Source organism: Streptomyces sp. SID5469 (genome assembly GCF_009862865.1).
GTDB classification, from domain to species: Bacteria; Actinomycetota; Actinomycetes; order Streptomycetales; family Streptomycetaceae; genus Streptomyces; species Streptomyces avermitilis.
The window spans coordinates 5,574,599-5,588,391 of the sequence record NZ_WWIN01000001.1; the positions used below are offsets into that span (position 1 = coordinate 5,574,599).

At 73.0% G+C, this 13,793-nt stretch carries 12 protein-coding genes; 2 read left to right on the forward strand and 10 right to left on the reverse strand.

The annotated features are described in order from the left end of the window. Positions 1-84: 84 nt before the first annotated feature. Positions 85-2,106 (reverse strand): NAD-binding protein, encoded by a 2,022-nt coding sequence (locus tag GTY58_RS23880; RefSeq protein ID WP_010985989.1) that lies wholly within the window; start codon positions 2,104-2,106, stop codon positions 85-87. 132 nt (positions 2,107-2,238) lie between these two features. Next, positions 2,239-2,736: a helix-turn-helix domain-containing protein gene (locus GTY58_RS23885; RefSeq protein ID WP_037649212.1), complete on the reverse strand. Its 498-nt coding sequence runs from the start codon at positions 2,734-2,736 to the stop codon at positions 2,239-2,241. A 236-nt stretch (positions 2,737-2,972) separates the two neighbouring features. Here GTY58_RS23885 and GTY58_RS23890 point away from each other — a divergent pair, with 236 nt between their 5' ends. Then, positions 2,973-3,134: a hypothetical protein gene (locus GTY58_RS23890; RefSeq protein ID WP_154696733.1), complete on the forward strand. Its 162-nt coding sequence runs from the start codon at positions 2,973-2,975 to the stop codon at positions 3,132-3,134. Between the two features lie 56 nt (positions 3,135-3,190). Here GTY58_RS23890 and GTY58_RS23895 read toward each other — a convergent pair whose 3' ends face one another. The 3 genes from GTY58_RS23895 to GTY58_RS23905 all read right to left on the reverse strand — a co-directional run bounded on the left by GTY58_RS23895 (position 3,191) and on the right by GTY58_RS23905 (position 6,581). Beyond that, positions 3,191-3,961, reverse strand: coding sequence for a TIGR03943 family protein (locus GTY58_RS23895; protein WP_010985991.1), 771 nt, complete (start codon positions 3,959-3,961; stop codon positions 3,191-3,193). Next, a complete protein-coding gene (locus GTY58_RS23900; RefSeq protein ID WP_010985992.1) occupies positions 3,958-4,968 on the reverse strand; it encodes a permease in 1,011 nt (336 codons plus the stop codon). Before GTY58_RS23900 ends, GTY58_RS23895 begins: the two co-directional genes overlap by 4 nt. A 191-nt stretch (positions 4,969-5,159) precedes the next feature. Continuing rightward, positions 5,160-6,581, reverse strand: a complete 1,422-nt coding sequence (locus GTY58_RS23905) for a hypothetical protein (RefSeq protein ID WP_010985993.1) — start codon at positions 6,579-6,581, stop codon at positions 5,160-5,162. A gap of 114 nt (positions 6,582-6,695) precedes the next feature. Here GTY58_RS23905 and GTY58_RS23910 point away from each other — a divergent pair, with 114 nt between their 5' ends. Continuing rightward, positions 6,696-7,952 carry a molybdopterin-dependent oxidoreductase gene (locus GTY58_RS23910; RefSeq protein WP_037649216.1) on the forward strand — a complete coding sequence of 419 codons (1,257 nt, stop codon included), beginning with the start codon at positions 6,696-6,698 and terminating at the stop codon, positions 7,950-7,952. 403 nt (positions 7,953-8,355) lie between these two features. Here GTY58_RS23910 and GTY58_RS23915 read toward each other — a convergent pair whose 3' ends face one another. The 5 genes from GTY58_RS23915 to mycP form a co-directional block, all read right to left on the reverse strand. Then, positions 8,356-9,147 (reverse strand): class I SAM-dependent methyltransferase, encoded by a 792-nt coding sequence (locus GTY58_RS23915; protein ID WP_237529498.1) that lies wholly within the window; start codon positions 9,145-9,147, stop codon positions 8,356-8,358. 104 nt (positions 9,148-9,251) lie between these two features. Further along, positions 9,252-9,869 carry a DUF2064 domain-containing protein gene (locus tag GTY58_RS23920; protein WP_010985996.1) on the reverse strand — a complete coding sequence of 206 codons (618 nt, stop codon included), beginning with the start codon at positions 9,867-9,869 and terminating at the stop codon, positions 9,252-9,254. Then, entirely contained in the window at positions 9,866-10,594 is a 729-nt protein-coding gene (locus GTY58_RS23925) for a glycosyltransferase family 2 protein (protein WP_037649221.1), read from the reverse strand. Before GTY58_RS23925 ends, GTY58_RS23920 begins: the two co-directional genes overlap by 4 nt. A 310-nt stretch (positions 10,595-10,904) precedes the next feature. Beyond that, positions 10,905-11,906, reverse strand: a complete 1,002-nt coding sequence (locus GTY58_RS23930) for an NAD-dependent epimerase/dehydratase family protein (protein ID WP_010985998.1) — start codon at positions 11,904-11,906, stop codon at positions 10,905-10,907. A gap of 238 nt (positions 11,907-12,144) precedes the next feature. Next, positions 12,145-13,404 carry a type VII secretion-associated serine protease mycosin gene (mycP, locus tag GTY58_RS23935; protein WP_042494497.1) on the reverse strand — a complete coding sequence of 420 codons (1,260 nt, stop codon included), beginning with the start codon at positions 13,402-13,404 and terminating at the stop codon, positions 12,145-12,147. Between the last annotated feature and the right edge of the window lie 389 nt (positions 13,405-13,793).

The window sequence follows — 13,793 nt, forward strand, 5'->3', positions numbered from 1 at the left end:
GAGGTCCCCAGCCTGTGGATAACTTGCCGGCCCTGACGGCCTTCCTCCGTTGTCTTCGCAGGTCGGAGCAGGTGTCAGGGCCGGCTACACGTCGGTCCGCGCCTGGGGCCGCCGGCCGAGGAGCTCCGCGAGGCCGCGGCGGGTGGCGGCCAGCACCACTCGGTCCTCGGCGCGCAGCACGTAGGTGGCGGGCAGGTCCCAGACCAACCCGGAGCGACGGTAGGGAGAGTCCGCGGACGCGGACGCGGACGGGGAGGGGGAGGGGGCCGGGGAGTGGGCCTGGCCCCGGCCACCGCGTGCCGCCGTGTCCAGCGCCAGTACGCGCCACGCCCCCGCGTGGAACGCCTCGCCGACCGTGCGTCCCTCCAGCCGCGGATGCCCGCCCACGTCCACGGCCGCGAACAGCAGCACCCGCCGTTCGACCGGGATGGCTCCCAGAATCTGCCGCCCCATCATGGCCCCGGCGAAAGCGGGTGCGGCCAGGTGCGACACGCTGCGGCTCCGGGTGAGCGCATGGGGGTGCGCCGCGCGCAGGGTGCGGTACACGGCGGTCGCGAAGTCGTCGTCGTACAGACGCAGGACGACCCGCAGATCGGGCCGCACCGACCGCGCGTACAGGGCGGCCTCCAGGTTGGTCGTGTCCGCGCTGGTCAGCGCGAGCAGCGCATGCGCCCGGTGGATCTTGGCGGCCTCCAGGACCCCTTCCTGCGTCACGTCCCCGAGCACCACCGGCACGCGCAGCCGCCGGGCCGTGGCGAGCCCGCGTGCCTCGGGGTCGCCCTCGACGCACACCACGGGGATGCGCAGCTCCCGCAGCCGGGTCAGCACGCGCGTACCGATCTTGCCGACCCCGAGCAGCACCACGTGCCCGGACAGCCCCCGCGGCGGCTTCCGCAGCGCGGACCCGCTGCGGAAGGTGCCGAGCGCTTCCAGCACGGCCGCCAGCAGCACGGGCAGCAGCAGCAACCCGACCAGCCCGGACAGGAGTTGCAGGATCTGCCGGCCGGTGGACTGTCCGACGGCGGGGTCGTTGATGGCGAACAGGTCGAGCAGCGTCAAGTAGGTCGCGTGCAGGGGGTGTTCGCGGGTGACCGCCATCTGCGCGACCGCGAGCCCGACCACACAGCCGACGAGCCCGGCGAACGACCACCGCAGCCGCCGCGACAGCAGTGAGGCGAACGGCAAGGCGTTGCGCCCGGCGGGCAGCGAGGACCCGGAGTACGACACGTTCTCCAGGACGACCGTGCCGCGCCCGGTGGCCGCCGCGATCGCTTCCTCGTCGGGCAGCAGCCGTGGCCCCTGCTCGCCGCTGCTCTCGGAGCCGTCGGCCCCGGCCGGGTCGCTGGCCGTCGCGGACAGCAGCGCCAGCGTGCACAGACCGGGATCGGCGACCTGCCCCGGTTCCGGCGGCGGCCGCTCCACCGCCCGCAGCATCAGTCCGTCGGTCTGTACGACCTTGCTGGTGCCGGTGACCGCGGTCGCGGCCAGCGCGGGTGCGGCGGTGTCGGCGTCGGACAGGACGGTCGTGGACGCGTCGAACTGTGCGGCCGGCCCGTCGGCTCCGGCCGCGGCCAACGTGGCGGCCTGATCGAGGAGTTCCTCGATGTGCTGGCCCAGCCGCCGGTTGTAGAGCCGCAGGACGAGCCGCAGGTGTGGGTTGAGCCGGCGGGCGGTGAGCGCGGCCCGGATGTTGGTCTCGTCGTCGTCGTACACGAGCGCCAGCGCGGCCGCCCGCTCCACACCCGCCTCGGCGAGCACGGCCTCGTTGGCCTCGACGGCCTCCAACAGCCGCTCGGTGCCGGGGGGTTCGGTGGTCCGGCCACCGCCGGTGGATCCGCCGCGCCCTCCAGCGCCGTCACCGCTGCCGCTGTTGCCGTTCCCGCCGCTGTTTCCCGTGGTGCTTCCGGCGCCGTTTCCGTTGCCGGCCGCCCGGGTGACGGCGGCGGACACCCGGTCGAGCAGGGTGGAGGTCCGGGCCCTGCCCACCACGGGCTGCCGCGCGACCCGTTCGGCGGGCGGTACGACCAGGGTCACCTGTTCCCCGTACACCCCTCGCAGCTCGGTGGCGAGCCGGAGGGCGAGGGCGTCGTCCCCGCACACCACCATGTGCGCGGCGGCGTCACTCGACCCGCTCTGATTCGGAAGGCTCACCACGAGGGGAAAGACTGCCCTACCGAGGGAGCTGGTTCCACCGGGGCACGACACGCGGATTTCTTCGCCGGTCCCGGGACTCGGCGTTCAGTCCGCGAACCGCTCCCGCACGTCGGGGCGTTCGGCGAGGCGGGGCGGGTAGCCGGGGCCGAGCCGCGGCCGGGTGTCGGTGGCGGTCATCGGCTCGCCGCACTCGGAGCAGACCACTTCCGCGTGCCCCTGCCGCCCGCACCGTTCGTGGTGGAAGACGACCGGCGCGCCCTGTTCCCCGGCCAGCCAGCGGTCGCCCCAGGCGTTCATGGCCATGAGCACACCGTAGAAGTCCCGGCCCTTGTCGGTGAGGACGTAGTCATGACGTACGGGCTCGTTCTGGTACGGCTGCTTCTCCATCAGCCCCTCGTCCACGAGCCGCCGCAGCCGGTCGGTCAGGGTGTTGCGGGCGATCCCCAGCGACTGCTGGAACGCGTCGAAGCGGCGCACGCCGTAGAACGCCTCGCGCAGCACGAGCGGTGTCCACCAGTCCCCGAGCAGATCCATGGTGCGAGCGATGGAGCAGGGCCAGTTCGCGAAGGAGGTCCGCCTCATGCCTGCCAGCATACGGTCCCTCCCCGGGGTCGGTCTCGGCTTGAGACCTTGCAGGCGGGGGCGGGCCGGGGGCGGGCCGGGGGTAGGCCGGGGGTGGCCCGGGGGGTGGCCCGGGGGCAGGCCGACGGGCGGGTGCGCGGGACCCTCCACGGGGCCGCCGACCGGGCTGTCGGCGGCCCCCGCGAGCGTGGTCGGGCAGCTGCTCGGCCCTGCTGGGTCCTGCTCGGTCCTGCCTGGTGAGCTGCTCGGTCGGCCATACGGCCCTGCTGGCCGCGGCGATGGCGGAACGCCTCGACCTGATGCTCGTACTGACCTGGCTGCCGCACCGGGACGGCCGGCGACGGGACGGCCGGCGACGGGACGGCCGGGCGACGGGGCGGCCGGCGACGGGACGGTGAGACACGGGACGGTGAGACACGGGGCGCGGCGAGTCCGCCCCGCCCGTCAGCTGCGGCTACTCCGGGCTTTCGTACTGGTCGCGCGGAGCCGGGACCGGCGTGGCCCGACTGACGTCGATGAACGGAATGACGCCGTTGTTGACCGGGTCCTTGGTCCGCCTGCTGCTGTAGGTGCCGGTGATCTCGAGCCAGGTGTCGGGCTGGAGGACGGGCGGGGTCCGCCCGGTCAGCCCGACCTTGATGGGCTGGGCGTCGGCGGCGCAGCAGCTGAGGATCATGCGGGTGAGATACGGCGCGCCACCGCGGTCGAGGGCGATGAAGCCGGTGATGGTGACCTTCCGGCCCTTCAGGGAACGTCCGTGGTCGAAGGCCGCACGGCCCGCGTAGTCGTCGACGCTGAGCTTGATGGGGTCGCCGGCCGGCAGGGCGGGAAAGCCCCAGGGCGCCTGGAGAGCCGTACCCGTGCGTACGGCGCTGTAGGAGCCGAGGGCGGGCGGCGCGACCAGGATGAGGGCGAACAGGGGCAGCACGAGAAGCCAGGAGATCCACGACTCGCGGTGCGCATGCCCGTGCCCGTGATCGTGCCCGCGATCGCGATCGTGGTCGTGGTCGTGACTGTCCTCATGGTCGTCGTGTTGTCCGCCCCGCGGCCGTCGAAGCTCGTACCAGACGGTGGCGACGGCGGCGACGATCAGTACGGCACCGGCCACCAGCAGCAGCGGGCGCAGTCCGGCCTTGACGTAGCGCAGATAGAGATCGGTGGAGCCGGCCCGCAGCACCGCCCCGCCGACGAGGAACAGCACGACCGCTTGCGCCTGCCGGTTCACAGCAGCACCGCCCCGACGAGGACCGACACGAGGACGGCCATGGCGAAGGTGGCCGGGGCGAACCGCAGCGCGAACCCGCGCCCGAACGTGCCGGCCTGCATGGCGAACAGCTTCAGGTCGATCATCGGCCCGACGACGAGGAACGCGAGCCGGGCGGTGAGCGAGAACTGGGTGAGGGACGAGACCACGAACGCGTCCGCCTCGGAGCAGATCGACAACAGCACCGCGAGGATCGCCAGCGCGAGGACCGACACCACGGGGTTGGTGGCGGCCATGTGCAGCCAGGCGGCCGGCACCACGGCCTTGAGGGTGGCCGCGGCCATCGCCCCGATGACGAGGAACCCGCCGGCGTGCATCACGTCGTGCCGTACGGACCCCCAGAACGCGGCTCCCTTGCCGGCGCCTTCGAACGACGGGTGGGCAGGGGCCCGCATCCAGTCGGTACGCCCCAGCCGCTGCCACAGCCACCCCATCGCGCACGCCACGAGCAGGCTCGCCCCGAACCGGGCGAACACCATCTCGGGGTTGCGGGGAAAGGCCACGGCGGTGGCGGTCAGCACGATCGGGTTGATCGCCGGGGCGGACAGCAGGAACGCCAGCGCCGCCGCGGGAGTGACGCCCCGGCGCACCAGCGCCCCGGCCACCGGCACGGAGGCGCACTCGCAGCCGGGCAGCACCGCCCCGGCCATCCCGGCGACGGGCACCGCGAGGGCGGGACGCTTCGGCAGCGCACGGGCGAAGAACGACGGGGGTACGAACACCGCGATGACCGCCGACAACAACACGCCGAGCACGAGGAAGGGCAGCGCCTGCACGACCACCGCGACGAACACGGTCGTCCAGCTCTGCATCACCGGAGTGGACAACGCCCGCCGAATCGGGCCCTGCACCGCGACCACCAGCACCAGCAGCATGGTCAGACCGAGCGAGGAGTTGAAGTGCCATCCCTGGGAACCGCCGGCGTCGGGGCGCTCGGCCCTGTCCGGCGCTGCCTTGGTGAGGGTCACGACTGAGGTACCTCCGGTGGTCCGGCAGGGCAGGGCGCTTCGCGGGACGGCGCCCCCCGCCCTTCAGTACGCCGCGGGAAGCCCGACTGCTCATCCGGGACCCACTATGGCCCACCCGGATCCCGAGCCCGACGGGCGCCCTCATCAGCCGGTCGGACGGGCGCCCTCATCAGCCGGTCGGACGGGTGCCCTCACCAGCCGGTCAGCAGCAGGTGGTTGAGGAGCAGGGCGAGCGTGGCCTGTGCGGCGAGCCAGGCGCGCGGTCGGGGGAGGAACGCGCCGGCGGCGAGCAGCCACATCGCGAACGGCAGCCAGATGCGTTCCGTCTCCGCCTTGCTCATCCCGGAGAGATCGGCGGCGAGCAGCGCGAGGAGGGCGGCGTACACGAGCAGGGCGAGGCGCGGTTCGGCGGCGGGGCCGGGCGCATCCCGGCTGCGAAGGACCTGGCCGCGCTGCCGGACCAGCGCGACGCCGGCCCGGCGCAGGCCCGCCACGGTCGCGAGGCCCACGACGAGCACGGTGCACGCCGGATTGGCCCACACCCAGTAGCCGTAGGGCCGGAGGCCGCCGGCTCCTTGGTAGTAGCGCTCGACCAACAGGCGGTACGCCTCCCACCAGTGGAAACCGGCGAGCGTGAACACGAGCGGGACGACGGCGAGTCCGGCGAACAGAAGGGGAAGCACCCGGACCCGCTCCCGCCCGAGCACCAGCACGCCCGCCGCGATCACCGCGAACAGCGTGAGCCCGTACGAGAGATAGCAGGTAAGGCCGAACAACAGCCCCGAGCCGAACGCGGCGGCCCACACCCGGTGCCCCGTCCGTCCCGCTCCACCCGTCTGTCCTGCCCCACCCGTCCGTCCCGCTCCACCCGTCCGTCCCGTCCCGCCCGTCACCGCGAGCGCCAGCAGCGCCACGGCCCAGGCGGCCACCGCCGCGAAGTACCCGTCGGCCGAGGTCCCCATCCACACCGCGGCCGGCGCCAGTACCAGGAACGGCGCAGCCCGCCGTGCCAGGACCTCCCCCGCCAGCACCCGCACCGTCACCAGCACGGCCACGCAGGCCGTGGCACCGACGGTGATGCACCAGACCCCGGCCCAGCCCCCGCCGCCCAGGCCGATCCGGTCGAGCAGGACGAAGGTGAGGGGCGCCGCCGGGGGATGACCCGCGACATGCGCGGGCCAGTGGCCGGGGGAGTCGATCAGGATGTGGTGGGTGAAGTCCCGCAGCGTGCCGGGGATGTCGTGGAAGCGGTCGATGACCCGGAGGTACTCGTACTGGGTGGTCAGCCGCCCGGCGATGCCGCGCTGCCAGCCGTCGACGAGCGCGAGCGAGAACGTCCACGCCGTGGCCGTGGCCCACGCGGCGGCGAGCAGCGCCCGCCAGGGCAGCCGGGCGGCGAGGGCGGGACCGTACGCCACGACGGCGACCGCGACGGCGAGCGCGGCCGGGGTGCCGGCGCCGACATGCGGCTCCGCAACGGCGTACAGCGGCGGCCAGCCCACATACAGCGTGCCGTCCTCGCGCTGGATGACGGTGCCGACCAGCACGGCCGTCACGACGAGCAGTGCGGCGACGAGGGCGGCAGCCAGGTCCCGGAGAAGATCGCGGATCACCTGGGGAACGCTAGGCCGGAAGGTGGCGCACGAGGCCGCACGCGGTGCGGACGTCAGCGTTTCGTCATGGGTTGCGGACCCTTTCGTGGGGTGGTCCCGGCCTACCTTCGGGACATGCGCGCCCCACGGCTCCCCTCCTCACGTGCCCCATGGCTCCCCTCCTCACCCGGCTTCTGGCGCAGTCCTGTGCGCGGCCCCTGGTTCACCTCCGTGCTCGGTGTCGTGCTGCTCGGCGGTATCACCGTGCTGTTCGTGACCGGGCTGCTGTCGTACGCCGCGTACAACCCGGACCTGGCACCGGTGAACGACCAGACTCCGGACAAGGGTCTCCTCGGCTTCTACCTCTTCGCCTGGCCGACCGATCCACCGTGGCTGTACCGCCTCACGCAGGGCCTCCACGTCACGCTCGGGCTCACCTTGATCCCCGTCCTGCTCGCCAAGCTGTGGTCGGTGGTGCCCAAGCTGTTCGAGCTGCCGCCGGCCCGTTCGCTCGCCCACGCGCTGGAGCGCCTCTCGCTGCTCCTGCTGGTGGGCGGCGCGCTCTTCGAGTTCGTGACGGGCGTGCTCAACGTCCAGCTCGACTACGTCTTCCCCGGCTCGTTCTATCCGCTGCACTTCTACGGCGCGTGGGTGTTCTTCGCCGCGTTCGTCGCGCACGCCGTGCTGAAGACGCCCGCGGCTCTGCGCAATCTGCGCCGACCGCGCACCGAGGAAGAGGAGTACGAGCCCGGTTCCCCGCCCCGCGCCGAGCCCACGGTGTCCCGGCGCGGCGCCCTCGGACTGGTCGGCGGCGGCTCACTGCTCCTGTTCGGGACGACGGCCGGGCACAGCTTCGACGGGCCGCTGCGGCAGACCGCCGTGCTCGCACCGCACGGCGGCCCCGAGCCGGGCCCGGGCCCCGGCGGCTTCCAGATCAACAAGACGGCCGCGTACGCCGGGATCGACGACCGTGAGACGAGCGCGGACGCCTGGCGACTGGTCCTCGTCGGGCGCACCGGCACGGTCCGGCTGAGCCGCGCCGAACTGGAGCGGCTTCCGTCGCGCAGCTCGGCGCTGCCCATCGCCTGCGTGGAGGGATGGTCCACCTCGGACCAGCGGTGGCGGGGCGTACGGCTGCGGGATCTCGCGGCGCTCGTCGGACACGACGAACCGCCCGACGTGCTGGTGGAGTCCCTCCAGCGGCACGGCGCGTTCCGCCGGGCCGCCCTGCGCGCCAACCAGGTGGCCGACCCGCGCTCCCTGCTCGCGCTGTACGTCAACGGCGAGGCCCTGACCCCCGACCACGGCCACCCGGCGCGGATCATCGTGCCCGCCGCCCCCGGCGTGCTCAACACCAAGTGGGTGGCCCGGATGACCTTCGGAGACCTGTGATGGGCGGCTTTCGGAAGCTGCTGAGCCCTGTGATGGACGGCCTTCGGAGACAGCTGAGTCCTGTGTTGGCCGGCCTTCGGAAGCTTCTGAGCCCTGTGATGCGCGGGCCCGTCATCGGCAGCCCGCTGCAACTGCTGCTGCTCGCCTGCTCGTTCGCCCTCGCGGGGTATGCGGGGGTGCGGCTGTTCGCGGGGGACTGGTTCGGGGTGGCGATGTGGTTCGTGGGAGCGGCCCTGGTGCACGACCTGGTGCTGCTCCCGTTGTACGCGCTGCTGGACCGTCTCCTCGTGGGGGCGGCGGGCCGTCACCGGGAGCTGGTCGGGTACGTACGCGTACCCGCCGCGCTCTCCGGCCTGCTCCTGCTCGTGTGGTTCCCGCTGATCAGCGGGCAGGTGTCGGCGCGTTACGAGTCCGCCGCCGGCCTGCCGGGCGACGGCTTCCGGGCCCGCTGGCTGCTGATCACGGCCGTACTGTTCGGCGGCTCGGCGCTCCTGTTGGTGCTGCGGCTGCGCAGGGCGACGAAGGAACGGCCGCCGGTGGACCACTGATCGGTGGCGTGCCAGCCCGAGCGCGCGGCGTACTGGAGCAGGGCCGGGGTGCCGAGGCGGGCCCAGGGGAACGGGTCGCCTGGGGTGGCCCGGGCATCGGTGACGTGGACGTGCACGCGTTCGTCGATGTCGTACGGGACGGTCTCGGCGATCAACAGGCCGCCCGGAGCGAGGAGATGGGCGATCCGGTGGAGGAGGGCGTCCGGGTCGCCGCCGATGCCGAGGTTGCCGTCGATGAGGAGGGCGGTGCCCCAGCGGCCCGCGCCGGGCACCGGCGCGAAGACGGAACGGCGCAGCGCCCGGCCGCCGATGCCGCGCGTGTGGGCGACGGCGGCCTCGCTGACGTCGATGCCGAGGGCGCGCAGGCCCCGCGCGCTCAGGGCGGCGACCAGTCGGCCGGGCCCGCACCCGACGTCGAGTACGGCCCCCTCGCACCGCTCCACCACGTCCAGGTCCGCCGCGTCCGCCTCCGCGCACCAGCGCTCCACCTCCAGCGGGAGCAGCCAGCCGTCGGCGCGGCGCAGAAAGAGGGGGCCGCGACCCGCGCGCAGGGCGTCGGCGTAGGGGTCGGCACACCAGGAGGGCGACGCACCGTCGAGCAGACCGCGCAACCGCCGGTTCGAACCGACGTTCTCGGTCTCGGTCATGCTGCCGCTGCCGCTGCCGCTGCCGCTGCCGCTGCGGGTGTGGCTGCCGCTGGTCGGTTCGGCCGCCTCGGTCGCCCACTCGGGCGCCATTTCGCGTGCGGTGCTCATCGGCCGGTGGCCGCCCTGAGCCGGTCCAGCTCCGCGGCGAAGCGGCTGTGGGGCGCCGACGCGGCGACCGACTCGGCGTCGGGGGCCGTGTCCACGTCGCGCAGCCGCGGCAGATCGCGCACCCGCAGCCCCGCGGCGACCAGCCGCTCACGCTGTACGGCGCCCGTCGCGGGCGTCGACATCGGTACGCCCCGCAGAAGACCGGGGTCGGGATCGGCGAGGCCGAGCGCCCAGAAGCCGCCGTCCTCAGCCGGTCCGAAGTACGCGTCGCAGCCGCGGAAGTCCACCGTGAGCAGCTCCGGTGTCACCTGGGGCGTGTCCATGCCGACGAGCAGAGCGGGACCGGCGCACCCGGCGAACGCCGCGGCGAGCCGTTCGTCGAGGCCGCCCGCGCACTGCGGCACGACCTCGAAACCCGGCGGCAGCCAGGGGCCCGGGGTCCCGTCGAGGACCAGCACGCGCCGCCGCGCGGGCGTCGCCGCGACGGTGCGCAGCGTGTCCACGAGAGCGGCCTCGGCGAGCTCCGCGGCCTGCCGGGGCGTGAACGGAGGCGTGAGCCGCGTTTTCACCCGCCCCGGCCGGGGTTCCTTGGCGATGACGAGCAGAGTGGTCACTGGGAGCTTCCTCCTTGGGAAGAGGAGAGGGAACCGCTCTCCGGGGGGCCGTCCTGCGCCGGTTCGGCCAGGACGCGGCTCATGTCGCGTACCGCCTGCCAGGTGCCGCGCCAGGTGCCCGTCACCTTCGAGACGCCGGTGCGCGGGAGGTAGGGGACGTCGTGTTCGGCGATGCGCCAGCCGGCGTCGGCGGCGCGGACCACCATCTGGAGGGGATAACCGCTGCGCCGGTCCGTGAGGCCGAGGGCGAGCAGCGGCTCGCGGCGGGCCGCGCGCAGGGGGCCGAGGTCGTGCAGACGCAGCCCGGTGCGACGGCGCAGCATCCGGGCGAGCGCGAGATTGCCGGCCCGAGCGTGCGCGGGCCAGGCGCCCCGGCCGTGCGGGCGACGCCGGCCGAGTACCAGGTCGGCCGCGCCGTCGCGCACCTCGCGGACGAAGGGGACGAGCAGGGAGGGGTCGAGTGAGCCGTCGCAGTCGCAGAAGCACACGATGTCGGCGGTGGCGGCGGTCAGCCCGGCGTGGCAGGCCGCACCGAACCCGCGGCGCGTCTCGGGGACGACGGTCGCGCCGAGACGGCGGGCGATCTCGGCCGAGCCGTCCGTGGAGCCGTTGTCCACGACGAGGGCACGCCAGCCGGGCGGAATGCGGGCCAGCACCCAGGGGAGGGCGTCGGCCTCGTCGAGGCACGGAAGGACCACGTCGACTTCGGGTTTCGTCGAAGCCAGGGGATCGACGGGATCGAGCGGATCGAAGGGATCGGGAGGATCGCTGGGAGAGGTCGTCACGGCTTTCACCCTACGAACACGAAAGGTTCATATCGGACTTCGACTCCTTACAGAACTGGGACGTCGGGAGGGGCGGCAGGGAAGGGGGCAGCGCGGAGCAACGGCCGTATGGAGCAACGGCCGTATGGAGCAACGGCCGTACGGAACGACGGCCGTACGGAACGACGGCTGTACGGAACGACGGCTGTACGGAACGACGACAGCGGGACCGGCGCAGGCGGCGGCCCCCGACCCCGCGATGGTCACCTGGTCACTCGTCGCGCAACCGCGCCCGCGCGAACTCCCGCATCCCGTCCTCGAACCCGGTCTCCGCCTTCCACCCCAGCTCGGCCCGCAGCCGGGAGGAGTCGGCCGTGATGTGGCGTACGTCGCCCAGCCGGTACTCCCCGGTGACGACGGGCTCGGGCCCGCCGTACGCGGCGGCCAACGCCCGGGCCATCGCGCCGACCGTGTGCGGCTCGCCGCTGCCGGTGTTGTAGACCGTGAGCGCGCCGACGGGTGAACTCGCTTCCAGCGCGGCCACGTTCGCCGCCGCCACATCCCGTACGTGCACGAAGTCCCGCCGCTGCGCGCCGTCCTCGAACACGTGCGGTGCCTCTCCCCGGGCGAGCGCCGAGCGGAAGAAGGAGGCGACGCCCGCGTACGGGGTGTCGCGGGGCATCCGGGGCCCGTACACGTTGTGGTACCGCAGCGACACGGCCGTTCCGTCCGTCGACCGGGCCCACGCCGCCGCCAGGTGTTCCTGGGCGAGCTTGGTCGTGGCGTACACGTTCCGCGGGTCCACCGGCGCGTCCTCGCCCACCAGTCCGGGAGACAGCGCCTCACCGCAGGCCGGGCAGACGGGCTCGAAGCGCCCGGCCGTCAGGTCGGCGACGGTCCGCGGTCCGGGCCGGACCACTCCGTGCCACTCGCACAGGTACCGCCCCTCCCCATAGACCACCATCGACCCGGCGAGCACGAGCCGCCGTACGCCCGCCTCCGCCATGCCGGTGAGCAGCACCGCGGTACCGAGGTCGTTGCGGGAGACGTACTCCGCCGCGTCGGTGAATCCGTTGCCGAGTCCGACCATGGCTGCCTGATGGCACACGGCGTCCACGCCGGCCAGGGCGCGGGCGACCGCGTCCCGGTCCCGGACGTCCGCGCCCGCGTCCTCGCGCACGTCGAACACGACGGGCTCGTGCCCGCGCGCCCCGAGCGCCTCGACGACATGGGACCCGATGAATCCGGCTCCGCCGGTGACCAGTACACGCATACGCCGCACGCTAGGCCCCGGCCCCCCACCACCCCAGCGCCACGCCCGGCACGTCACGGCTCCGTAAGACCTCGGCAGCCCTGAGGATCTCGCCCTCGGTGAAGTGCTCGCACAGCGCGGCGATGCTCACGGGGGAGCCGTCCGACAGGGAGAGGCTGTACGCCGCGACGCTGACCGTGACCGCGCTGCCGCGTCGCTGCGCGAGGGCGCGCGGCGCCGCTCAGCGTGAGGCCGACACTCAGGACGACCCGCGCCCTGGATATACATGTGATGTCGCCTGAGCACGGCGACGCTTGCGGACACACCACCCCGCGAACGCCGCTCCGCTGATGAGTACGCCACTGCCAACACCCAAGAGAATCCACGGGGGTGAACTGTCTCCGCTGCCGGAGTTCGTCGACGCGGCTGGTGCCGCGCCCTCTTGCTTCGATGAAGCGGAGGCTGACACCTCTGGCGTCCTGGACGCGGCGTACTCGAAGTCAGGCAGTGGGTACCCGTCGACGGGACCTGGGTCGCCGGGATCCGTCAATGCGATGCGGGGGCGTACCGCGCCGTAGCCGAGATAGTCCGTGCGTTCCTTGCCGCTCTTGGATTTGCTCGCGGTGTTGACCATGACCCGCAGAACCTGGTTGTTCGTCCAGTCGAGGTGCTTGGACCAGATCAGGGCGGCTGATGCAGAGGCGATGGCGGTGGCGTCGCTGGTGCCGTGGGTCTTGCACAGTTCCGTGCTGCCGAGACAGGCGGCGACCATTTCCTCTCCCGGTGCGACCAGGTCGACTTGGGGGCCGTGCTGGGACTCCTTCGTCGCCTTGACGCCTCTGTCGATCGCCCCGACGCCGACGACACCGGGAGTGGCCGCCGGGTACTCAACTTTGTTGAGGCCGCCGCCGGTGTTGCCCACACCCGCGAAGATCAGCTTGCCCTTGGACAGAGCGTAGGCGACGGACTCGGTCAGCTCCGGTGAATGGGCGGTGCTCGCCAGCGAGATATTGATGACCTGGGCGTCCGAATCGGCCGCGTACCGGATGGCCTTGGCCATGTAGGTGGGGTAGTCGTCCGGGTTGCCGTCGCTGCGGCTCTGTTCGATGAAGTCCGGGATACGGATCGGGAGGATCTTCGCTCCTGGGGCCAGGCCGTAGGAACCCGTCGCTCGGCCTTTGGCTCCGGTGCCAGCGATGAGGACGGCCATGCTGGTGCCGTGGCCGTCGTAGTCCGAGTGTTCGTCCCCGGGGTGATTGGAGAAGTCCTTGCCCGCCACGACCCGGCCGCGCAGGTCGGGGATGTTGTCCTGGATGCCGGTGTCGATGACGGCGACCGTGATGCCCTTGCCCGTGCTGGTCTTCCACATCTGCTCGGCCTGCATGGCGTCCAGGTGCCACTGCTGGCCGCGGACGGTGTCAGCGTGTGCGGGCGTCACGGCGGCGCCCGCCAACAGGACGCCGGCGACGGCCGCCACGACCCGGCCGTACCGTAGGGCCTGCTTGCTGTGGGTGGGCATGGTCATCCTTCTTGTCCTGCGTGTCGGTCGGGCCCGCTGGGTGGACGTGGCGTGGTCGGTCGGCCTTCCTCGTCCTCGGCCCTCTGATTCGTGCGGGAGCGCGACCGTTCGTCATGGGCGGAGCGGTCACCACCGTATGGGGCACGGGTGACCGCGGAGGCGCCGCGGGCTGTTCCGCCGCTCTGCGGCAGTACGTCGTCTGTGCCCGTTCCCCGTACAAGTCCGGCGCCCCCTGAGGTGAACCCCGCCCGTCCGCGCTGTCGGGATGTCCTGGGTTGCCCACCGACGATCCCATCGGACTGCGCAGGCAGGGGGGCGCTCTTCGACGCGCTTTCAGGGTTCGCCGTGCGGCCGTTAGCGCGGGGCGTCGTGGCGCCAAGGCCGGATCC

Coding starts and splice junctions, on each gene's coding strand:
- GTY58_RS23880 (WP_010985989.1), bottom strand. CDS start 2,106: ATGGTGGTGTGCGGGGACGACGCCCTCGCCCTCCGGCTCGCCACCGAG.
- GTY58_RS23885 (WP_037649212.1), bottom strand. CDS start 2,736: ATGAGGCGGACCTCCTTCGCGAACTGGCCCTGCTCCATCGCTCGCACC.
- GTY58_RS23910 (WP_037649216.1), top strand. CDS start 6,696: ATGCGCGCCCCACGGCTCCCCTCCTCACGTGCCCCATGGCTCCCCTCC.
- GTY58_RS23915 (WP_237529498.1), bottom strand. CDS start 9,147: ATGACCGAGACCGAGAACGTCGGTTCGAACCGGCGGTTGCGCGGTCTG.
- GTY58_RS23930 (WP_010985998.1), bottom strand. CDS start 11,906: ATGCGTGTACTGGTCACCGGCGGAGCCGGATTCATCGGGTCCCATGTC.
- mycP (WP_042494497.1), bottom strand. CDS start 13,404: ATGCCCACCCACAGCAAGCAGGCCCTACGGTACGGCCGGGTCGTGGCG.